The sequence below is a fragment of the Thermomonospora echinospora genome, assembly GCF_900108175.1.
Taxonomy (GTDB): Bacteria; Actinomycetota; Actinomycetes; order Streptosporangiales; family Streptosporangiaceae; genus Thermomonospora; species Thermomonospora echinospora.
The window spans coordinates 372138-394542 of record NZ_FNVO01000005.1 but is presented as its reverse complement, the minus strand read 5'-3'; the positions used below and the strand labels follow the sequence as shown (position 1 = coordinate 394542).

Sequence of the window (22405 nt, the reverse complement as noted above, 5' to 3'; positions counted from 1 at the left end):
CCGCGTCAGCGCGGCGGGACGGGCGGATTGAAGTAGGGCAGTCGGCCGATTTCGCGATATGCCTGCAACGCCATCGGGCTGGAGTCGACCCGGGTGTCGCCGAACTTGGGCCCGTTCGGATGCTCCCAGTAGACCAGCGCCTTGAGGGCCGGGAAGTTCTTGATCTGCCGGCCGAGGCTGCGGAACAGCCGGGCCTTGTCGCCCGGATCGCCGCTCAGTTCGCTGCCGCCCCATTCGCCGAGCATCATCGGCTTGTCGTCGGAGAAGTGGCGCCGTGACCACCGGTAGAAGCCCTCCAGGCCCTGCTTGTGCTCGTTGGGCGCGGCCTGGTCCACCAGTTGCGAGAACGTCTTGGTGGTGGCGAAGGCATAGGCGTCGTAGCCGATCCAGTCGACCACGTCGTCACCGGGGTAGAGCTTCTTGTACCACGGTTTGATCACATACCCGGAGTAGGCCATGAAGACGACCGTGAAGATGGCGTTGTCCACCCCGTTGGCGCGGAACCGCTGCACCACGTGCCGGAACATGTTGCGGAAGTCGGTGGCGGTGTAGCCGGAGCCGGGCGATTCCCGTACCTCGTCCTCCGGTTCGTGGTGGATGGCCAGCCAGAAGCGCTCCGGGAAATTCCGTTTGATGTGCCGGGAGAGCACGTCGATATGGTCGTCCATGGACCCGGCCGCGACCTGGGCCCACGATTCGCCGTCGTCGGGCTTCCAGTTGAGCAGCAGCAGCCGCCTTCTGCCGGGCTCCCGGGCGATGGCGATGTCGGTCTCGGTGGGGAAGAGTTTGCGGCCCCGATGGTAGTCGTGGTAAATGGCCAGCGGCCGACCGATCTTGTGCTCGAAATCGCGCACCGCCTGATCCTGCGGGAAGTCCGAGACGGCCGCGCCCCACCAGGCCCCGCACGAGGGAACCAGCAGTCTGTCCACCGTGCATTCGCCGGTCTGCCGCGGGGCGGCGGGCGCCGCGTCGCGGCTGTCGGGGACGGCGTTGCCGGGAACATCCGGCAATCGTTCGATGGGCGGGGGAACCGGCCGTGGCCCCTCCTGGCGAACGGCCTGGGAGGCGGAGAATGCCTGCCCGGACGGCGTGCCGGGGTCCAAGGCGACCATCGTGGCGACGGCTCCGCAGCAGACCCCGGTGACGGCGGCGAGGACGGGGCGGATCCGGAAACGGCGGCCGGTGTGCGGAGAACGGGAACGTCGCGTGGCCATGGCCGAAGACTATAGTTATACGGTTTCCCGCCCACCAGGGTTCGCCGTGTTTCGTTATCACTGGGCTGTCAGGGGCACCACCCGTAATGGGTAAATGCGGTGTCGGGGCCGCCGACGGAACCGGTGCGGAACCGACGATGCCCGGGGCCGTGGGCCCCGGGCATCACGGTCGGCGTCCCCGCTCAGGGCAGCGGGAAGAACCCGATGCGCCCGTGGTACTCCTTGCCGAGCTGGTCGGTGTCACTGCCGACGAACAGTCCCTGGGAGGTGGCCACCAGTGCCTCCACACCGTGCCCGCGGGTGCGGGTCGGGTTCCAGGACAGGGCCTTGCCGGTGGTGGGGTTCAACGCGGCGATGCCGGGCCGGGACACCGCGCCGGGTCCGGCGAAGTCGCTGCCGAGCGGGTTGTCGTGCCAGCGCTGGTGCCCGCCGACGTAGACCGCCGCGCCGGTCACCGCGGTGGACAGCAGGGTGTCGCCGCCGGTCCAGTTCACCCAGGTGGGCTGCTGGCCGCCGCCGCTGCGGTCGGTCTCCCACCGGGCCGCCGTGTCGCACAGGGTCACGTTGCCGTACGGGCCGCCGGTGGTGACCACGACGAAGTACGAGCCGTCCGGGGAGAAGTCCATGCCCCGCATGTAGGTGTGGAAGGCGTTGATGTTGCAGGTGGCCGCGTACCGTTCGGTGGCCCAACTGGACAGCCCGGCCGGTGACGTCGAGGTGTTTATCATCGCGATCTGCACCCGGCGCTGGCCGTTCACCCTGGTGAAGGTGCCGTTGATGAGCAGCCGGGTGCCCGCCGGGTTGAGCGCCATCTTGTAGACCTTGAGGTCACCGGCGCGTGGGTCGCTGGGCTTGATGTCGAAGGCGGTGTCCACGGCGCCGGAGGTGGCGTCGACACGGGCCAGGGTGTTGCGGGCCACCCCGCGCACCTTGGTGAACATTCCGCCGAGGTAGACGCGCGAGCCGTGCCGCTTGATGTCGTACACCAACCCGCCGCCCACGTTGGGCTTGAAGGCGGTGACCGTGGACCCGCTCGGCACGTTCAGCTTGACCAGCGAGCCCGTCTGCACGCCGTTGACGATCCAGAAGCCGCCCGCGGCGTAGACGGTGTTGTTGTCGCCGGTCTGCAGCGCGTACACGGTGCTGTTGACCGACGGCTTGAACTTGGTGTCGATCTTGCCGGTGGCGAAGTCGAAGGCGAAGAGGTTCTTGCGGGCGATCTCGGTCTTGGAGGAGGCCTCGCGGACCTTGGTGAAATTACCTCCGACGATCACCTTGCCGCCCACCACCGCGATGGCCCGTACCGTGCCGTCGAGCACGTGGGGGGTCCGGTCGATGGGATTGGCGGTGACCACTGCGGAATGCTTGATGTCGGCCGTTGCGTGGGGGGGTGAGATGGCCCCGGTGAACGCCAGTGTGGCGGCCATCGCCGTCACGGTGACGCGTCGCCGCATGATTTGCTCCCGGTTGGCTCTGGAGGGGGCGCGAGGAACTGGACTTGTGTACCACACGGCGTGAGGCACGTCAGGTGAATCGGATCTTTCGCCGGTCGCGACGGCCCTGCCGGGCGGTCGTGGTCAGGCCGGGGACCGCAGGTCGGTGACCGCGGCGGGCCGGGGCCGGCCGCGCTCTGCCGGCTTTCCGGCCCGGCCGAGTCCGAACGTGAAGTACACCTCGAACAGCAGCATGAAGATGAACGCCTCGTTGAGGCGGACGCCGTATTGGACGATGTCGCCCAGCCACCCCGTGGAATCCATCCGGTATTGCAGGACGTGGAATGCGACGGGGGCCACGATGAGGAACAGGTACCAGCCGTAGCGGACGGCGCGGCGGGTGGGACCGTCCGGATCGAGGATGCCGCGGTCGATGAAATCCAGCCCGATCGGCACCAGCAGCAGGATGGCCAGGGTCTCGGCCATGTTCGTCACCAGATCGATGCCCTGGCCGACGAGGATGACCGCCAGCACCAGGCCGGAGACCGCCAGTGCGGGCCTTGGACGCCGGCGGCTCGCCTGCACGAACGGGATGACCGCGACCAGTGCGAACAGCGTCTCGTTCAGGGTGGTCACCCGGGTCGGCCAGGAGCCGGCGTGGTAGAACACCAGCGCCACCGTCAGGAAGCCCAGCGAGGCCGCCGCGGTGAGCGGCCACTCCCAGCGGGAGCCGTGCAACCGGGGGCGGGCGAACTGGACCCACAGCCCGACGATGATCGCCGCGGTGAGACCCTCGCTATTGCGGGCGATGTGCTTGGCGCCGAACGGGAGCAGGTCGCCCAGGAAATCGAGCAGGACGGCGGCGAGTAGAAAGCACAGGATTCCGTAGTAGGCCGCCGAGATATAGCCGGCTCTGTCCCCGTTGCGCATGGCGGTCACCTTAACCGCGGGCCGGACGCGGCGTCTCACGATCGGCCCGACCGGTCACGGTGCGCGCGATCGGCCGCGTTCAGCGACTGGACACCGGTGCCTGCTCGGGCTCATCGGGCTCGGCGGCGGTGCGGCGCAGCGCCATCAACGGCAGGCCGTGGCGGTGGCGGACGAACATCCACACCACCACGGCGGCCAGTACCGCGCCCACGATCGTCCAGGCCATCGGCACCGGGCCCAGGCCGAACATCTTCAGGGCCGAGGCCAGCAGGACCAGGGCCAGCAGGCGGCGGATCAGGCCACCGGGGGCGCGGGAGGAGATCCGCGAGCCGATGTAGACGCCCGGGATGGAGCCGGCCAGCAGCGCCAGGGTGACCTCCAGGTGGAAGTCGCCGAACAGCAGGTGGCCCAGGGCGGCGGAGATGACCATCGGGACGGCCTGCAGCAGGTCGGTGCCCACCAGTTGGTTGGCCTTCAGCGCCGGGTACAGCGCCAGCAGCGCCACGATGATCAGCGAGCCGGAGCCCACCGAGGTGATGCCGACCACCAGCCCGCCGACTGCGCCGACCAGGGTGGTGGCGACGGGCCGCACCCTGATCTCGGGCGGCTCCACGGCGGCCGGGTCGCCGGGCGCGGCGGTGCGCCGCCGGGCGCCCGAGTGCCGGGCCACCCGGTCCACCATCGCCTGGTAGATCCGCACGGCCAGGCCGGTGGCGGCGATCAGCAGGGCGACCCCCATGGCCTTCTCGATGAAGTTCTGGACCTCCTCGCCGTCCCCGAGGGCTCTGGCGACCAGCACCCCGCAGAAGGCGGCCGGCACCGAGCCGACGCACAGCCAGGCCACCAGGCGCATGTTGATGGTGCCCTGGCGGTAGTGCACGGCGCTGCCGACCGGCTTCATCACCGCGGCGGCCACCAGGTCGCTGGAGACCGCGGTCAGCGGCGGCACCCCGAAGAAGGTCACCAGCATCGGCGTCATCAGCGCCCCGCCGCCCATGCCGGTGAGTCCGACGACGATGGCCACCAGGAACGAGCCGAACGCCATGGTGTAGTCAAAGTGCATCGGCATGACCTACTTGATAAGTGGAGAATTCCGGCAAAGCGCCTATGAGGATACGCGCCGGCCGAAAACTACTCCGGCCGGACCCACCCTCCGGCCACCAGCAGATCCAGGACCCGGCCCACCGCCTCCTCGGGCGACAGCCGGGAGGTGTCCAGCACCAGGTCGGCGTCGTCGGGCTCCTCGTAGGGGTCGGAGATACCGGTGAATTCCGGGATCAGCCCCGCCCGCGCCTTGGCGTACAGCCCCTTGCGGTCGCGGCGCTCGCACTCCTCCAGCGGGGTGGCCACGTGCACCAGTACGAAGTCGCCGGCCGCCGTCACCATCCGCCGCACCTCGGCGCGGGTGGCCGCGTACGGGGCGATGGGCGCACAGATCGCCACTCCGCCATGCCGGGTGATCTCGGCGGCGACATAGCCGATCCGCCGGATGTTGAGATCCCGGTCGGCCCGGGAGAACGTCAGCCCGGCCGACAGCAACCGCCGCACCACGTCCCCGTCCAGCAGTGTGACGGTGCGGCCGCCCCGCTCGACGAGGGCGTCGGCCAGCCCGCGCGCCACCGTCGACTTGCCCGAGCCCGACAGCCCGGTGAAGAAGACCGTGAGGCCGCGCCGCAGCTTCGGCGGGCGCGCCACGGCCAGCTCGGCGGCCACCGCGGGCGGGGTGAACCACTCGGGGATCGGCTCGCCCCGGTCCAGCAGCTCCGCCAGCTCGGCCGGGGTCAGCTCCGCCTGGACGTGGTCGGGCTCGATGCGGGCGACGGGCCGCCACACCTCCACGTCGGCGTCGTAGGCCCAGGGCTCGGGGACGACCACCGGGATCGCGGTGCCCTCGGCCTCCTGCTCGCCCATGATGTGGGTCGCCCCGTAGGCGGCCGCCACGTGCGAGCGCAGCAGCAGGTCACGCCGGGCGTCCCCGTCCCCGCGCGGCGGCAGCGGCACGGGCACGAGCCGGGCGCCCTCCGGCAGGTCCCGCCGCACCGCCAGCAGCGCCCGCACCAGAGCCTCGTCGTGGTCGCCGCCCAGCAGCGGCAGCATCAGCACGTTCGCGCCGAGCTTGTCGGTGAGCTGGCGGAGCTGGCCGAGCTGCTTGCGGTGCAGCGGCTCGCGGGTGGCCACCGCCAGCACCGGGCCGTCCGGCAGCCCGCCGGCGATCTCCTCGGGGCGGCGCCGCAGCCGGTGGAACGGTCCGTGCGCGGGGGCCCGCAGCGGTTCCAGCGGGCCCGCCAGGCACCACCGTGACGAGGTGGGGTCCTGCCACGCCTCGGCGACCCGCAGCACGGCCAGCGGCACGCCCTCGGGGTCCTGCAGCACCAGGCGCTCGTGGACGGTCAGCTCCTTGGGGACCGCCAGGGTGACCGGCACCGGCCAGGGGGTGCCGTCCGCCAGCCGCCCGCCGGCGATCACCATCGCCGCGTCGAACGAGCCGAGGAACCCGGTCAGTGGGTGGTAGGCGCCCGTCAGCAGCAGTTCCAGGTCGGCCAGCTCGACCGGGTCGGGCGTCCAGGCCGGCAGGTCGCGCAGCGTGTCGGGAAGGCCGGCTTCGGCGGTCACCGCAGTCTCCGTTCCCGGCCCGGGGGTCGTGCCGGGCCGGCCAGGTCAGTTGGGGTACGCGCCAAAAAATACTGCCGCGGGGCGGCCGGGCGCACACCCAGGGTCGAGGTCGGGGTCGTACGGCGCGGTGCGGGCCGGCCGGCCTCGTCCTCGCGGGTCCGGAACCACCGGGTCAGATGACCCGGGCGAAGCGGTTCTCCGGCTTGCGGACGACCATGGTCACCTCGCTGTGGCCGGCCGGCAGCCTGCCCCGGCTGAACGCCGCCACCAGCCGGCACATCCCGGCGATGCCGCGCCCGGCCTCGGCCGCCAGCTCGCCGGAGACGTACTCCTCGGCGATGGCCAGCCCGCGCATCATGCAGTACCACTGCATGCCCTTGCGGGAGGCCACGCTCTCGTAGACGGCCGGCGGCGGCCCGGCGGCGGCCTGGCGGGACCGGTGCCGGACCGGCAGCCGGGCGGGCAGCAGGCGGTCCACGAGACCGAAGGCGGTGTCGCGGTCGCGCAGCCGGAGCAGCAGCAGCCCGCCCGGCCGGAGCGCGGCCACGATCCGGTCCAGCACCAGTTCGGCGTGCGGCACCCGCTCGATCAGGAACGGGGCGTGCACGATGTCGTAGGCCCGCGGCGGCATCGGCACCGTGCGCAGGTCGCCCAGGTGGAAGGCGTGCAGATCGGTGCGCGCCTCGGTGTGCGCGCGCAGTGCCGGGACGTCCAGGTCCACACCGGTCACCTGGCGCTCGCGGTCGCCGAGGTCGAGTCCGGCCCCCCAGCCGCAGCCCGCCTCCAGGACCTGGAGGACCTGCCCGCGGTGCTCGCAGGCGTACTGGCGGGCACGTGCGGAGAACAGATCGCCGTCGTTGACCGGCGGTGTGCGGAGATCGGTCACGCTTCGCAGGGTAGTCATCCGACTGCGCAGCGTCCGTTATTTACGCCATCTTGACGTGTCCCATGGCAACCGTCCCGACGGGCCGGGCGGCGGCCGGACCGCGACGCGTAGACTGAGGGCGACCCGGGGGTCATCGACGGAGCCCGGGTCTTCGGGCTGCCCCGGACGCTGGGCATGGCTGTCGGCTTGGCCGGCCGGACTCTGGGTGATCATGACTCTGACTGGACTTCTCGATGTCGCCGTTCGCGACCGCGCCCTGGCGGAGGCGCTGGCGCGGGCGCGGGTGGACCACGACGTGGTGGCCCCGGCGCCGCTGTGGCCGATCCTGGCCGCGGCGCTGGCGCGGACCGCCGGGTCGGGCACGCTGCTGGCGGTGACCGCCACCGGCCGTGAGGCCGAGGACCTGGAGGCGGCGCTGACCTGCTTCCTGGACCCGCACCGGGTGGCGCACTTCCCGGCCTGGGAGACCCTGCCGCACGAGAAGCTGTCGCCGCGCTCGGACACCGTCGGGCGGCGGCTGGCGGTGCTGCGGCGGCTGGCCCACCCCGATCCGGACGACCCCGCCGGCGGCCCGCTGGACGTGGTGGTCGCGCCGGTGCGGGCGGTGCTGCAGCCGATCGTGACGGGGCTGGGCGACCTGGAGCCCGTACGGCTGCGGGCCAGTGAGGACGCCGACCCGGGCGACGTGGTGCGGCGGCTGGCCGACGCCGGGTACCACCGGGTCGACCTGGTCGAGAAGCGCGGCGAGTTCGCGGTGCGCGGCGGCATCCTCGACGTGTTCCCGCCCACCGAGGAGCACCCGCTGCGGGTGGAGTTCTGGGGCGACACCGTCGAGGAGGTCCGCTACTTCAAGGCCGCCGACCAGCGCTCCCTGGAAGCCGCCCGGGACGGGCTGTGGGCGCCGCCGTGCCGCGAGCTGCCGCTGACCGAGACCGTCCGGGAACGGGCCCGCGAGCTGGCCGAACAGCATCCGGCGCTGCAGGAGATCCTCACCCGGATCGCCGACGGCGAGGCGGTCGAGGGCATGGAGGCGTTCTCCCCGGTGCTCGCCGACCGGATGGAACTGCTGGTGGACCTCCTGCCGCCGGAGTCGGCCCTGCTGGTGTGCGAGCCGGAGCGGATCCGCACCCGCGCGCACGAGCTGGTACGTACCAGCCAGGAGTTCCTGGAGGCGAGCTGGGTCAACGCCGCCGCCGGGGGACAGGTCCCCATCGACCTGGGGGCCGCCGCGTTCCGCACCCTGGAGGAGGTCCGGGAGCAGGCGGCGCGGCTCGGGCTGCCCCGCTGGACGGTGACCGCCCTCAACCCCGAGGGCGAGGCGCTCGGCCTCGACGTGCACGCCGCCGAGCAGTACCGGGGCGACACCGCCCGGGTGATCGGCGACATCAAGCGCTGGGTGGACGACCAGTGGCGGGTCGTGCTGGTGACGGCCGGGCACGGCCCCGCCGAACGGTTGGTGGAGGTGCTGCGCGAGGAGGGCCTGGGCGCCCGCCTGGCGGACCTGCCCGAGCCCCCTGAGCCCTCGGTCGTGAACGTGACGACCGGGATGCTCGACAACGGCTTCGTCTGGCCGGCGGCCCGGCTCGCGGTGCTCACCGAGACCGACCTGTCCGGCCAGCGGGCCTCCACCAAGGACATGCGGCGGCTGCCGTCGCGGCGGCGCGGCGGCATCGACCCGCTGCGACTGCGCGTCGGCGACTACGTGGTGCACGAGCAGCACGGCGTCGGCCGGTACGTCGAGATGGTCAGCCGCACCGTGCAGGGCGCCACCCGCGAGTACCTGGTGCTGGAGTACGCCCGCGGCGACCGGCTGTTCGTCCCCACCGACCAGCTGGAGGAGGTCACCCGCTACGTGGGCGGGGAGGCGCCGACGCTGCACCGTCTCGGCGGCGCCGACTGGCAGAAGTCCAAGTCCAAGGCCCGCAAGGCGGTCAAGCAGATCGCCGGGGAGCTGATCCGGCTGTACTCGGCGCGGATGGCCACTCCCGGCCACGCGTTCGCCCCCGACACCCCCTGGCAGCGGGAGCTGGAGGACGCCTTCCCCTACGTGGAGACCGCCGACCAGCTCGCCGCCATCGATGAGGTCAAGGGCGACATGGAGAAGCCGGTCCCGATGGACCGGCTGATCTGCGGCGACGTCGGCTACGGCAAGACCGAGATCGCGGTGCGCGCGGCCTTCAAGGCGATCCAGGACGGCAAGCAGGTCGCGGTGCTGGTACCCACGACGCTGCTGGTGCAGCAGCACCTGTCGACGTTCTCCGAGCGGTTCGCCCCGTTCCCGGTGGTGGTCAAGCCGGTCAGCCGGTTCCAGACCGACGCCGAGATCACCGAGACCCTGCGCGGGGCCGCCGACGGCACGGTGGACCTGGTGATCGGCACGCACCGGCTGTTCGCGGCGCAGAGCCGCTTCAAGAACCTCGGCCTGGTGATCATCGACGAGGAGCAGCGGTTCGGCGTCGAGCACAAGGAGGAGCTCAAGCGGCTGCGCACCCAGGTGGACGTGCTGGCGATGTCGGCCACCCCGATCCCGCGCACGCTGGAGATGGGCCTGACCGGCATCCGGGAGATGTCCACCATCCTGACCCCGCCGGAGGAGCGGCACCCGATCCTGACGTTCGTCGGTCCCTACGACGACAAGCAGATCGCCGCCGCCATCCGCCGTGAGCTGCTGCGCGAGGGCCAGGTGTTCTTCGTGCACAACCGGGTCCGCTCCATCGACCGGGTGGCCGCCACCCTCCAGCAGCTGGTCCCCGAGGCGCGCATCGCCACCGCGCACGGCCAGATGAACGAGCAGCAGCTCGAAGCGGTCATGGTGGACTTCTGGGAGAAGAACTACGACGTGCTGGTGGCCACCACCATCGTCGAGTCCGGCCTGGACATCCCCAACGCCAACACCCTGATCGTCGACCGGGCCGACACCTACGGCCTGTCGCAGCTGCACCAGCTGCGCGGGCGGGTCGGCCGGGGCCGTGAGCGCGGCTACGCCTACTTCCTGTACCCGCCGGAGACTCCGCTGACCGAGACCGCGCACGAGCGGCTGGCCACGATCGCCCAGCACACCGAGATGGGCGCCGGCATGTACGTGGCGATGAAGGACCTGGAGATCCGGGGCGCCGGCAACATCCTGGGCGTGGAGCAGTCCGGGCATGTCGCCGGCGTCGGCTTCGACCTGTACGTGCGGATGGTCGGCGAGGCGGTCCGCGAGCTGAAGGCCAAGGCCGGCGGCGAGGCCGAGCCCGCCGAGCTGCCCGAGACCAAGGTGGAGCTGCCGGTCGACGCGCACCTGCCGCACGATTACGTGCCCGGGGAACGGCTGCGACTGGACGCCTACCGGCGGATCGCCGCGATCACCTCCGACGAGGAGATCGCCGGCGTGCTGGAAGAGCTGACGGACCGGTTCGGGACGCCGCCGGAGCCGGTGCTGAACCTGCTGGAGGTGGCCCGGTTCCGGGCCCGCGCCCGCCGGGCCGGGCTCACCGAGGTCACCGTGCAGGGCAACCACGTCAAGTTCGCGCCCGTCCAGCTGCCCGACTCCAAGCAGGTGCGGCTGCAACGGCTCTACCCCAGGAGCATCTACAAGCCGACGACCAATACCCTGCTGGTGCCGGCGCCGAAGACGGCGCCGCTGGGCGGCCGCCCGCTGCGGGACACCGCCCTGCTGAAGTGGGCCACCGACCTGGTGGAGGCGATGTTCCTGGAGCCGGCGCGCACCTGAGATGCCCCGAAACGAACGTGACGATGGGAGCCTCGTGTTCCGTACCACTGTGAAGACGGCGCTGGTGGCCGGGGTCGCCGCCCTGGCGCTGACCGCCTGCGGGCCCGTGAAGATGGGCTCGGCGGTCATCATCGGTGACGAGCGGATCACCACCGCCTCGCTGGACCGCACCGTCCAGGAGTGGAACGAGCAGTTCCGCGCCAGCCCCGAGGCCAACATGAAGCGCACCGGCTCGGCCACCCCGGGCCAGCAGCGGCTGCCCATGGACGCCGTCTCCGACTCGCAGATGCGCGACGCGCTCACCCGGATCGTGCGGATCCGGATCAGCGACGAGGTCGCCCGCCAGGAGCGGATCGACGTCCCGGCCGACCAGATCGACCAGGTCATCGACCAGTCGGGCGGGCCGCGCGAGGCCGAGTCCACCACGCTGGCGATGGGCCTGCCGGGCCGCTACACCCGGGACCTGATCCGGGACCAGCTGATCCAGCTGACGCTGCTGCGGCGGCACGGCTTCGACGGGGTCGAGGGCAGCCCGGCCGCCCGGCAGGCGCAGCAGCGGGCGATCGCGGTCTACACCGACGTCGTCCGGCGGCTCGGCGTCAAGGTCAACCCGCGCTACGGGGACTTCGACACGGCCCAGCTCATGGTCGCCCCCGTCACCTACCGGCTGTCGAGGGGCGAGACCGGTACCGGCCTGCTCCCGGGGAACACCGGCTGACATGGGCCTGATCATGCTGGCGACCACCCACCGGGTGGCGGACGGGCTGCTGACCTGGCAGGCCTGGGACGTGCTGCGGTCGGCCGACCGCGTGCTGGCCCGCCGGGGACAGCCCCAGCTGCCGTACCTGCGGGAGGCGGGCGTCACCGTCGAGATCGCCGAGCCGGACGAGCCCATGCTGCTGGCCCCGGCGCTGGTGTCGGCCGCCGCCGCCGGGACGGTGGTGTGGGTGGCCGACCCCGGGGGCGACGAGGAGCTGATGCGCCGGGTCGGCGAACTGGTGGTGCAGGCGCCCGAGCCGGTGGACGTGGAGGTGCTGCACGGCTCCTACGACCTGCCGGGGGCGCGGCTGCTGGACCTGGTGTCGGTGATGGACACACTGCGCCGCCAGTGCCCATGGGACCGCAAGCAGACCCACGCCACGCTGGTGCCGCACCTGCTGGAGGAGGCCTACGAGCTGGCCGACACGGTGAACGACGCGGAGGACATCGACTACCAGGCGCTGCGCGAGGAACTCGGCGACGTGCTGATGCAGGTGGCCTTCCACGCCCGGGTGGCCGAGGAGCGCACCGACGACACCCGGTTCACCATCGACGACGTGGCCGGCGGCATCGTCGACAAGCTGGTGCGCCGGCACCCGCACGTCTTCGGCGACGTGACGGTGGCCGACGCCGACGAGGTCAACGCCAACTGGGAGCAGATCAAGGCCGCCGAACGGGCCGCCAAGGGCACCGAGCCGTCCGCGCTGGACGGCGTCGCGATGGGACAGCCCGCCCTGTCGCTGGCGGCACAGTTGTACCGCCGCGCCGTACGGGCCGGAGCCCCCGAGGAGCTGTACGCGGGCCTGGGCGAGGACCTGGGCGCCGAGCTGTTCCGGATCGTCCGGCGGGCGCAGGACGCCGGAGAGGATCCCGAGGCCGCGCTGCGCGCGGTGGCCCGCGCGTACGCCGCGCGGGTGCGCGACTGGGAGTCCGGGCGGCGGGACTGAGGGGCGTTCCGGGCGTTCGTCACCGATCGCCGCGCGGCCCGGCGACAAGATCGCAGGTGCGGGGCGGCGGGCTAGGGGCACGCCCGGCGCCCGGTCTACATTAGGGGCGTGCCGCCACGATCATTCGAACGCCCGCAGCGCAAGGGCCCGGCCGGCGCCCTGCGGGGGCTGGCCGGGATGGGCTTGCTGGCCGGGGTGCTGGTCGCCCTGCTCGTGCTGCCCGTGGCCTGCACGGTCGGGGTGGGGGCCCGCGACAGTGCCCACTGGTTCCAGGAGGAGCCGCAGGACCTGGACCTGCGGCCGTCGGCGCAGCGCTCGAAGATCCTGGCCGCCGACGGCTCCACCATCGCCACCTTCTACTACCAGAACCGGGTCGAGGTGCGGCTGGACCAGATCGCCCCGATCGCCCGGCGGGCGGTGCTGGCGATCGAGGACAGCCGGTTCTACCAGCACGGGGCGCTGGACTCCCAGGGCACGCTGCGGGCCCTGCTCAGCAACCTCAACTCCGGCGAGGTCACCCAGGGCGGATCGGGCATCACCCAGCAGTACGTCAAGAACCTGCTGCTGGAGCAGGCCGACACCAAGGCCGAGCAGCAGCAGGCGCTGGCGCTCACCCCGGCCCGCAAGATCCGCGAACTGCGGTACGCGGTGGCGGTGGAGAAGCGGTTCCCCAAGGACGAGATCCTGCGCCGCTACCTCAACATCGCCTACTTCGGGGACGGCGCGTACGGCATCGAGGCCGCCTCCCGGCGCTACTTCTCCAAGTCCGCCGCCAAGCTGACGCTGGCGGAGGCGGCCACCCTGGCCGGGGTCACCCGCAACCCGCAGGCCTACAATCCCCGGCTGCACCCGGGCGCGGCCCGGCAGCGCCGGGACACCGTGCTGAACCGGATGGTCGAGCTGGACTGGCTGCCGGCGGACGAGGCCCGCCGGGCCGCCGCCGACCAGGTCAAGCTGAAGATCACTGAGACCCCGAACGGCTGCACGGTCAGCAAGGCCCCGTTCTTCTGCGACTACGTCCAGCGGGAGATCCTCACCAACCCGGTGTTCGGCAAGACCGCCAAGGAGCGCGAGCGGCTGCTCAAGCGGGGCGGCCTGACCATCCGCACCACCCTGGACCCGCAGACCCAGCAGGCCGCCCAGCGCGCCGTCGACCGGCACGTGCCGCCGAAGAACTCCGCCGGCAAGGCCGCCGCCGAGGTGCTGGTCGAGCCGGGCACCGGCGAGATCAAGGGCATGGTGGTCGACCGCAAGCTGGGACCCGACTCCGAGCGCGGCAAGACCTGGATCAACTTCGCCGCCGACGCCAGCCACGGCTCCAGCATCGGCATGCAGGCCGGCTCCACCTTCAAGGCGTTCACCCTGGCGGCGGCGCTGGAGGAGGGGATGCCGTTCGGCACCCGGCTGATGGCGCCGGTCCGGTTCATCCCCACCGGCTACCGCAACTGCGACGGCGATCCGGTCAACGCCACCACCCCGCTGCGCAACTCCGCCGACGGGGAGGGCGGGCGCTCCTTCAGCCTGGTCACCGGCACCCACCACTCGGTCAACACCTTCTTCCTGGCCCTGCAGCGCGAGGTCGGGCTGTGCGACACGGTGGAGATGGCCGAGAAGCTCGGGATGCGGCAGGCCAACGGCAAGCCGCTGCAGCAGTACCCGTCGTTCACGCTGGGGTTCAACACCGTCTCCCCGCTGCGGATGGCGGCGGCGTACGCGGCGTTCGGCGCCCGCGGCAAGTACTGCAAGCCCATCGCCCTCACGTCCGTGACGCACAGCAGCGGCAAGAAGCTCAAGGTGCCCCGCGCCGACTGCGAGCAGGTGATGGACAAGGGCGCCGCCGACGCCGTCAACCACGTGATGAAGGGCGTGCTGACCAGCGGCACCGCCCGCGGCATGGGCATCGGCCGCCCGGCCGCCGGTAAGACCGGCACCGTCGACAATTTCTCGGCCGCCTGGTTCGCCGGCTACACCCCCGACCTGGCGGCGGCGGTGTGGGTGGGCGACCCGCGCGGCGGCTACAAGTACCCGATGACCAGCCTGTGCATGGACGGCCGCTGCTACGGCTCGGTGTTCGGCGCCACCATCCCCGCGCCGATCTGGCGCGACAGCATGATCGGCGCGCTGGCGGGACGGGAGGCGGGCTCCTTCCACCGGCCGCCCTCGCGTTACTTCAGCCGGGGCTCCGGCGAGGACCTGGTCACGTTGCCGGACGTGCGGGGCTTGAAACTGTCGGCGGCCATCGCCCGGCTGCGGTCCGCCGGGTTCCGGGTGAACGTCGGCGGGGGGGTCGAGTCGGAGTACCCCAAGGGCACCGTCGCCGACATGTCCCCGGCACCGGGCGCGCGGACCGAGCCCGGCACGTACGTCACCCTCTACCCGAGCGACGGGCGGCCGGAGCCGGATCCCACGGAGCCGCCGGACGACGATCCTGAGGACCCGTTCCCGGACCTGCCCTTCCCCGACGGCCCGCGGCTGCCGGACTGATCCCGCCGCCCGCGCCCGGCGGTCACCTCACGGTGAGCGGGAGCAGCACCTGGAATCGGGTGTCGCCGGGCCGCGAGTGCACCCGGATGTCGCCGCCGTGCCGGTCGACCACGATCCGCCAGGAGATGTCCAGGCCGAGCCCGGTGCCTTCACCCACCGGCTTGGTGGTGAAGAACGGGGTGAAGATCCGCGGCAGGTCGTCCTCGGGGATACCGGGGCCGGTGTCGCCGATCTCCACCAGCGCGTGGTCGCCCTCCCGGGCGGTGCGGACCGTCAGCGTCCCCGAGCCGCCCATGGCGTACAGGGCGTTGTCGATGATGTTGGTCCACACCTGGTTGAGCTCGGCGGCGTAGACCTGGACCTGCGGCAGGTCCGCGGTGTAGTCGGTGGTCACCCGGACGCCCTCGCCGATCTTGCGTTTGAGCATGGTGAGGGTGCTGTTCAGCAGCTCGCGCAGGTCCACCGTCTGGTCGGGCGCCCGGTCCATCTGGGAGTACTGGCGGGCCGAGCCCAGCAGCGCGGTGATCCGGGTCAGCGCGTCGGTGATCTCCGACTGAAGCTGGGCGATCTCCAGCACCTCGGCCAGCCAGCGCAGCGCCGCCGGCAGGTGCTCCGCGCCGACCAGGTCGGCGACCTCGGTGATGTCCGCGCCGCCGAACCCGGCGGCCACCAGGCTGGGCGCCAGCTCCCAGGCGTCGGCCACGCCCAGCTCCTCCAGTCGGTCGCCCAGCTCGTCCTCGGCATCGCTGACCTGCAGCGGGGTCCGGGAGGCGGCCTGTGCGGCCCGCTTGGCCAGCCGTTCCTGCGTCAGCACCAGGTCGCCGAGCCGCGCGCAGTCCACCCCGTGCGCGGCCAGCTTGGCCAGCCGCTGCTGGGAGGAGGCCAGCAGCTCGCCCAGTTCGGCGTTGGCCCGCGCGGCGGCGGCCGCCGGGTTGTTGAGCTCGTGGGTGAGCCCGGCGGTGATGGTGCCCAGCGCGGTCAGCCGCTCGCGCTGGTCCACCAGCTGCTTGGTGCTGCTCAACCCGAAGAACAGGCCCTCCAGCAGGTGCATGCCCATCGGGAACCACTCGCTGACGATGTGCGCGAACTTGCGGGCGGGCAGCGCGAACAGCCTGGTGCGCCGCACCGTCCGCACGGTGTTCTGGTACCGCTGCTCGATCCGGTCGCCCAGGTACGCCTGGGTGGCGCCGCCGTAGACGCCGGGCCGGGCGCCGCGGGTCAGCTCGACCTCGTGGCCCCCCACGTTCTTGGTCAGCGCGATCTCGCCGTCCAGCAGCACGTACAGGTACTCGGCCGGATCGCCCTGCCGGCAGACCTCGACGCCGGCCTTGTACTCGTGGACGTGGCCGTGCGCGGCCAGCAGCGTCAGCTGCTCGTCGGTCAGCTTCTCGAACAGGAACAGCGGCCGCAGCTCGTCGATCGTGATCGGCGTTCCCATCATGCTTTCTCCAGGTAGCGGTGGACCAGCGCGACGGCCATGGCGCCGTCGCCGACCGCCGAGGCGACCCGTTTCATCGACTCGGCCCGTACGTCCCCGGCCGCGAACACCCCGGGCACGCTGGTCTCCAGGTGGTAGGGCTGGCGTTGCAGCGGCCAGCCGGCCGGCCGCCGCCCCCCGGCGACCAGGTCCGGCCCGGTGAGGACGAAGCCGCGGGCGTCTCGTTCGACCACGCCCTCCAGCCAGGAGGTGTGCGGCTCGGCGCCGATGAAGACGAACAGGTACTGAGCGTCCACCGTCCGCTCGCCCTCGGGGGAGGCCAGGGTGAGCCGTTCCAAATGGTCCTCGCCCGCGCCGGACTTCACCACGGTGCGGGTGTGCACCTCGATGTTGCCGGTCTCGGCGATCTGCTGGATCAGGTAGTGCGACATGGACTTCTCCAGGCCGTCCGCCCGCACCAGGATGTGCACCTTCTCGGCGACCCTGGCCAGGTGGACGGCGGCCTGCCCGGCGGAGTTGGCCCCGCCGATCACGTACACCTCCTGGCCGGAGCAGTTGGGCGCCTCGGTGAGCGCGGCCCCGTAGTAGACGCCCCGGCCGACCAGGTCCTCCAGCCCGGGCGCGTCCAGCCGGCGGTAGTTCACGCCCATCGCCAGGATGACCGCGTGCGCGGCGATCTCCCGGCCGTCCGCCAGCCGCACCACCCGGGCCCGCCCGCGCTGCTCCAGCGCGACGATCTGGCAGGCGGTCAGCAGCTCGGCGCCGAGCCGGACGGCCTGGCGCCGGGCCCGCTCGGCCAGCTGGGAGCCCGACAGCCCGTCGGGGAAGCCCAGGTAGTTCTCGATGCGGGAGCTCTGTCCGGCCTGCCCGCCGGTGGCGTGCCGTTCGACCAGCACGGTGCGCAGCCCCTCGGAGGCCCCGTAGACGGCGGCGCCCAGCCCGCCCGGGCCGCCGCCGACCACCACCAGGTCGTAGAAGTCGGCGTCCGGGACGGTGGCCAGGCCCACCGCCGCGGCCAGCTCGGCGTCCGTCGGCGCCTGCAGCACCTCGCCGTCGGCGGTCACCACCAGCGGCAGCTCGCACCCGTCCCCGGCCGCCGCCAGCAGCGGCGCGGCCTCGGGGTCCTCCTCCAGCATCCACGAGTAGGGCACCTGGTTGCGCGCCAGGAAGTCGCGCACCTCGTAGGAACGGGTCGACCAGCGGTGCCCGATCACCCGCAGCTCGCCGGGCAGCCGTCGGTCCTGCCGCTGCCAGGCGTCCAGTTGGGCGTCGATGACCGGGTAGAACTTCTCCTCGGGCGGGTTCCACGGCTTCATCAGGTAGTGGTCCAGGTCGACCACGTTGATCGCCCGGATCGCCGCGTCGGTGTCGGCGTAGGCGGTCAGTAGCACCCGCCGGGCGAACGGGTACAGGTCCATCGCCTGTTCCAGGAACTCCACCCCGGTCATCTCCGGCATCCGGTGGTCGGCGACCAGCAGTGCGACCTCGTCGCCGCGCAGCCGGACCTCCTTGAGCGTCTGCAGGGCCTGCGGCCCGGACTCGGCGCGGACGATCCGGTACGACTCGGCGTACCGGCGGCGCAGATCCCGGCCCACGGCCCGGGACACCCCCGGATCGTCGTCCACCGTCAAGATCACAGGCTTCGACACTCTCAGTCCCTTCGTTCGCCACTCGGAACGGAGCGTAGGCGGTGTGGAGCGTGATGGAACGCCCGGGAAGGTCGTTTCGGCCTTCCCGCCGGCACCGGCCGGGCCGAACGGGGCGGAGGGCACCGGCCGGATTGGGCGGCGGGGCCGCGGGAAAGTGCCTCCACCAGAGCGGCGGACAAAGGGGGGCAGATGGGCACGGACGCTGCCGGCGGTCGAACCGCCGACGACAGGTGGGCACGGTTGCGGGAGATCGAGATCGACCTGGCCGCCCTGCGCGCCGAACTCGGCCCGCCCACCGGTGAGCCCCAGGACTTCGGGGACGCCGGGGGGGACCTCGCCGCGCGCGAGGAGCGCGCCGCCCTGGTCGCGGCCCTGGAGACCGAACGCGACCGGCTGCTCGACGAGCTCGGCCGGCCGGACGAGGACGACGACGACGAGACCTGAGCCGTACCTCGTCGCGGCCACCCGGCCCGGCGAACGGTACGGTGACCGGTGATGACGTCCGGAGCCCCCCTTGACCCGATCGCCGAGGCCCGCCGGCAGTGGCTGCGGCGGTGGCCCGAGCATGCCGAGCACATGGCCGCCATCACCTCGGTGATGCGGGTGCAGCAGATCCTGCTGGGCGAGGTGGAACGCGCGCTCAAGCCGTACGGGCTGACGTTCGCCAGTTACGAGGCGCTGGTGCTGCTGCACTTCAGCCGGGCGGGGCGGCTGCCGCTGGGCAAGATGGGCGAGCGGCTCATGGTGCATCCGACCAGCGTCACCAACACCATCGACCGGTTGCAGGCGGCCGGGCTGGTGCGGCGGGTAGCGGACCCGGCCGACCGGCGGCGGGTGCTGGCGGAGATCAGCGAGCGCGGCCACGAGGTGGCGGCGGCGGCCACCGAGGTGCTCAACGCCATCGACTTCGGGCTGGGCGCGCTGGCGGAGCCGGACGCGGTGACGCTGAGCGGGCTGCTGCGCCGGATCCGGCGGGCGGCCGGCGACTTCGGCCCTGAGGTGGCCGATCCCTGGACGAGCACCGCGCACTGAGCCCCGGTTCCCGCACCCCCTTGTGTGGACGCCAAATAGTAGGACGTCCTAGTATTTGGTCATGGCCACCTTGTACAAGCCCGTCCACCCGGTCCGGTTCGTCACCGCGGCGGCGCTGTTCGACGGGCACGACGCGGCGATCAACATCATGCGGCGGATCCTGCAGTCCCAGGGCGCCGAGGTGATCCACCTGGGGCACAACCGCTCGGTCGCCGAGATCGTCGAGGCCGCGATCCAGGAGGACGCGCAGGGCGTGGCCATCAGCTCCTACCAGGGCGGCCACGTGGAGTTCTTCCGCTACCTGGTGGACCTGCTGGCCGAGCGTGGCGCCGGGCACATCAAGGTCTACGGCGGGGGCGGCGGCGTCATCGTTCCCGAGGAGATCGAACTGCTGCACGCCCACGGGGTGGCGCGGATCTTCTCCCCGGAGGACGGCCAGCGGCTCGGCCTGACCGGCATGATCAACGAGCTGATCCGGGACTGCGACGTGGACCCGGCCGCGGGCGGCCTGCCGGGCGAGGGGCTGACCGGCGGGGACGTCCGGGCGCTGGCCCGCGCCATTACGGTCATCGAGGCGGGCCAGGCCGACGAGGACGGCCTGCGGGCGGTGCGGGAGGCCGCGGCGGGGCGTACCGTGCCCGTGCTGGGCATCACCGGCACCGGCGGGTCCGGCAAGTCCTCGCTCACCGACGAGCTGGTCCGCCGCTTCCGGGTGGACACCGAGGACAAGCTGCGGATCGCCGTGATCGCCGTGGACCCCACCCGCCGCCGCAGCGGCGGCGCGCTGCTGGGTGACCGGATCCGGATGAACTCCCTGCACGAGGGCACCACCTTCTTCCGGTCGCTGGCCACCCGGGGCGCCCGCGAGCTGCCCGAGCACCTCGGGGACGTCATCGCCGCCTGCCAGGCCGCCGGTTATGACCTGGTGATCGTGGAGACCCCGGGCATCGGGCAGGGCGACGCCGCGATCGTGCCGTTCGCCGACGTCAAGCTGTACGTGATGACCCCGGAGTTCGGCGCCGCGTCCCAGCTGGAGAAGATCGACATGCTGGACTTCGCCGACGCGGTGGCGATCAACAAGTTCGAGCGGCGCGGCGCCGAGGACGCGCTGCGTGACGTGCGCCGCCAGCTGGTGCGCAACCGGGAGGCGTTCGGGGCCCGGCCCGAGGACATGCCGGTGTTCGGCACCATCGCCGCCCGCTTCAACGACGACGGGGTCACCGCGCTCTACCACGAGCTGCGCGAGCGCCTCGCCGAGCACGGCCTGCCCGCCGCCCCCGGCGCGCTGGCCCGGGTGCCCGGCAGGGTCTCCTCCCGCATCCAGGCCGTCATCCCGCCGGAACGCGCCGGCTACCTGGCGGAGATCGCCCGGACCGTGGCCGCCTACCACGCCGAGACCGAGGCGCAGGCCGAGGCGGCCCGCCGCCGCCAGCGGCTGCGGACCGCCCGCGAGCTGCTCGCCGAGGCCGGCGGGGACGTCGCCGAGCTGGAACGGCTGCTGGCCGCGGCCGAGGAGGAGGTCGGCGACGAGGCGCGGGCCCTGCTGGACGGCTGGGCCGAGACCCGGGACGCCTACTCGGGCGACGAACTGGTGGTCCGCGTCCGGGACCGGGAGATCCACACGCCGCTGTGGCGGGAGACCCTGTCGGGCACCCGCATCCCGCGGGTGGCGCTGCCGAGGCTGTCCGACGACGGTGACCTGCTGCGATTCCTGCGCTTGGAGAACCTGCCGGGCATGTTCCCGTTCACCGCCGGGGTCTTCCCGTTCAAGCGGGACGACGAGGACCCCACCCGCATGTTCGCCGGGGAGGGCGACGCCTTCCGCACCAACCGGCGCTTCAAGAGGCTCTCGCAGGGCCAGCCCGCCACCCGGCTGTCCACCGCGTTCGACTCGGTGACGCTGTACGGCCAGGACCCGGCCGAACGCCCCGACATCTACGGCAAGGTGGGCACCTCAGGGGTGTCGATCGCCACGCTGGACGACATGAAGGCGCTCTACGACGGGTTCGACCTCACCGACCCGACCACCTCGGTGTCGATGACGATCAACGGGCCGGCCCCGACGATCCTGGCGTTCTTCCTCAACACCGCCATCGACCAGGCGATGGAGCGCTTCGCCACCGAGCACGGCCGGGAGCCGTCGCAGCAGGAGGCCGCCGAGGTGCGCGCCGCCGTGCTGGCCACGGTGCGGGGCACCGTGCAGGCCGACATCCTCAAGGAGGACCAGGGGCAGAACACCTGCATCTTCTCCACCGAGTTCAGCCTGCGGATGATGGCCGACATCCAGGAGTGGTTCGTCCAGAACGGCGTCCGCAACTTCTACTCGGTGTCGATCTCCGGCTACCACATCGCCGAGGCCGGGGCCAACCCCATCAGCCAGCTCGCCTTCACGCTGGCCAACGGCTTCACCTACGTGGAGGCGTACCTGGCGCGGGGCATGCACATCGACGACTTCGCCCACAACCTGTCGTTCTTCTTCTCCAACGGCATGGACCCCGAATACTCGGTGCTCGGCCGGGTCGCCCGCCGCATCTGGGCGATCGCCATGCGGGAGCGGTACGGGGCGAGCGAGCGCGGCCAGAAGCTGAAGTACCACGTCCAGACCTCCGGGCGGTCGCTGCACGCCCAGGAGATGGACTTCAACGACATCCGCACCACGCTGCAGGCGCTGATCGCCATCTACGACAACTGCAACAGCCTGCACACCAACGCCTACGACGAGGCCATCACCACCCCGACCGAGGAGTCGGTGCGCCGCGCGCTGGCCATCCAGCTGATCATCAACCGCGAGTGGGGTCTGGCCAAGAACGAGAACCCCAACCAGGGCTCGTTCATCATCGAGCAGCTCACCGACCTGGTGGAGGAGGCGGTGCTGGCCGAGTTCGAGCGCCTCAGCGAGCGCGGCGGGGTGCTCGGCGCGATGGAGACCGGCTACCAGCGGGGCCGCATCCAGGACGAGTCGATGCTCTACGAGCAGCGCAAGCACGACGGCAGCCTGCCGATCGTCGGAGTCAACACCTTCACCTCCGAGGCCTCGCAGGAGCCGTCCGGCCCGATCGAGCTGGCCCGGGGCACCGAGGAGGAGAAGCGCGGCCAGCTGCGGCGGCTGGCGGAGTTCCAGGCGGCCCACCGCGAGGAGGCCCCGGCGGCGCTGCGGCGGCTGCGTGAGGCGGCCACCTTCGGGGAGAACGCCTTCGCGGTGCTGATGGACACCGCGCGGGTCTGCTCCCTGGGGCAGATCACCGAGGCCCTGTTCGAGGCGGGCGGCCAGTACCGCAGGAACGTGTAGGAGGCGGCGGCCGGCA

15 protein-coding genes are annotated in these 22405 nt (G+C 72.1%); 7 read left to right on the top strand and 8 right to left on the bottom strand.

The window, feature by feature from the left end; genetic code table 11:
- Nucleotides 1-5: 5 nt before the first annotated feature.
- From C4U03_RS14925 to C4U03_RS14900, 6 genes are all read right to left on the bottom strand, one after another.
- Nucleotides 6-1214, bottom strand: a complete 1209-nt coding sequence (locus tag C4U03_RS14925) for a glycoside hydrolase family 26 protein (protein ID WP_103938336.1) — start codon at nucleotides 1212-1214, stop codon at nucleotides 6-8.
- Nucleotides 1215-1396: 182 nt separating this feature from the next.
- On the bottom strand, nucleotides 1397-2668 hold the full coding sequence (locus tag C4U03_RS14920; RefSeq protein ID WP_235017871.1) for a hypothetical protein: 1272 nt from the start codon (nucleotides 2666-2668) through the stop codon (nucleotides 1397-1399).
- 123 nt (nucleotides 2669-2791) lie between these two features.
- Entirely contained in the window at nucleotides 2792-3577 is a 786-nt protein-coding gene (locus C4U03_RS14915) for a hypothetical protein (RefSeq protein WP_103938335.1), read from the bottom strand.
- 79 nt (nucleotides 3578-3656) lie between these two features.
- Nucleotides 3657-4640 carry a sulfite exporter TauE/SafE family protein gene (locus tag C4U03_RS14910; RefSeq protein WP_103938534.1) on the bottom strand — a complete coding sequence of 328 codons (984 nt, stop codon included), beginning with the start codon at nucleotides 4638-4640 and terminating at the stop codon, nucleotides 3657-3659.
- Between the two features lie 68 nt (nucleotides 4641-4708).
- On the bottom strand, nucleotides 4709-6190 hold the full coding sequence (cysC, locus tag C4U03_RS14905) for an adenylyl-sulfate kinase (RefSeq protein WP_103938334.1): 1482 nt from the start codon (nucleotides 6188-6190) through the stop codon (nucleotides 4709-4711).
- Nucleotides 6191-6362: 172 nt separating this feature from the next.
- Nucleotides 6363-7076, bottom strand: a complete 714-nt coding sequence (locus C4U03_RS14900; RefSeq protein ID WP_235017869.1) for a class I SAM-dependent methyltransferase — start codon at nucleotides 7074-7076, stop codon at nucleotides 6363-6365.
- Between the two features lie 211 nt (nucleotides 7077-7287).
- On the opposite strand from C4U03_RS14900, the gene mfd reads away from it, so the two are divergent.
- The 4 genes from mfd to C4U03_RS14880 all read left to right on the top strand — a co-directional run bounded on the left by mfd (nucleotide 7288) and on the right by C4U03_RS14880 (nucleotide 14981).
- Nucleotides 7288-10791: a transcription-repair coupling factor gene (gene mfd / locus C4U03_RS14895; RefSeq protein WP_103938533.1), complete on the top strand. Its 3504-nt coding sequence runs from the start codon at nucleotides 7288-7290 to the stop codon at nucleotides 10789-10791.
- Between the two features lie 34 nt (nucleotides 10792-10825).
- A complete protein-coding gene (locus tag C4U03_RS14890; RefSeq protein ID WP_146087384.1) occupies nucleotides 10826-11509 on the top strand; it encodes a restriction endonuclease subunit S domain-containing protein in 684 nt (227 codons plus the stop codon).
- A gap of 1 nt (nucleotide 11510) precedes the next feature.
- Nucleotides 11511-12497 (top strand): MazG family protein, encoded by a 987-nt coding sequence (locus tag C4U03_RS14885; protein WP_103938331.1) that lies wholly within the window; start codon nucleotides 11511-11513, stop codon nucleotides 12495-12497.
- Nucleotides 12498-12605: 108 nt separating this feature from the next.
- Nucleotides 12606-14981: a transglycosylase domain-containing protein gene (locus C4U03_RS14880; RefSeq protein WP_160146989.1), complete on the top strand. Its 2376-nt coding sequence runs from the start codon at nucleotides 12606-12608 to the stop codon at nucleotides 14979-14981.
- A 22-nt stretch (nucleotides 14982-15003) separates the two neighbouring features.
- On the opposite strand, the gene C4U03_RS14875 is transcribed toward C4U03_RS14880, so the two are convergent.
- Together C4U03_RS14875 and C4U03_RS14870 are read right to left on the bottom strand one after the other, a co-directional pair.
- Entirely contained in the window at nucleotides 15004-16422 is a 1419-nt protein-coding gene (locus C4U03_RS14875; RefSeq protein ID WP_103938330.1) for an ATP-binding protein, read from the bottom strand.
- The gene (locus C4U03_RS14870; RefSeq protein WP_235017868.1) at nucleotides 16419-18068 is read right to left on the bottom strand and encodes an FAD-dependent oxidoreductase; all 1650 of its coding nucleotides are present in this window, start codon (nucleotides 18066-18068) and stop codon (nucleotides 16419-16421) included. The genes C4U03_RS14875 and C4U03_RS14870 overlap by 4 nt, the downstream gene beginning before the upstream one ends.
- A 189-nt stretch (nucleotides 18069-18257) precedes the next feature.
- On the opposite strand from C4U03_RS14870, the gene C4U03_RS41830 reads away from it, so the two are divergent.
- From C4U03_RS41830 to icmF, 3 genes are all read left to right on the top strand, one after another.
- Nucleotides 18258-18512, top strand: coding sequence for a hypothetical protein (locus C4U03_RS41830; protein ID WP_235017867.1), 255 nt, complete (start codon nucleotides 18258-18260; stop codon nucleotides 18510-18512).
- Nucleotides 18513-18563: 51 nt separating this feature from the next.
- The gene (locus C4U03_RS14865; RefSeq protein WP_103938530.1) at nucleotides 18564-19100 is read left to right on the top strand and encodes a MarR family winged helix-turn-helix transcriptional regulator; all 537 of its coding nucleotides are present in this window, start codon (nucleotides 18564-18566) and stop codon (nucleotides 19098-19100) included.
- 61 nt (nucleotides 19101-19161) lie between these two features.
- Nucleotides 19162-22389, top strand: a complete 3228-nt coding sequence (icmF, locus tag C4U03_RS14860) for a fused isobutyryl-CoA mutase/GTPase IcmF (protein WP_103938329.1) — start codon at nucleotides 19162-19164, stop codon at nucleotides 22387-22389.
- The last annotated feature ends 16 nt before the right edge of the window (nucleotides 22390-22405 follow it).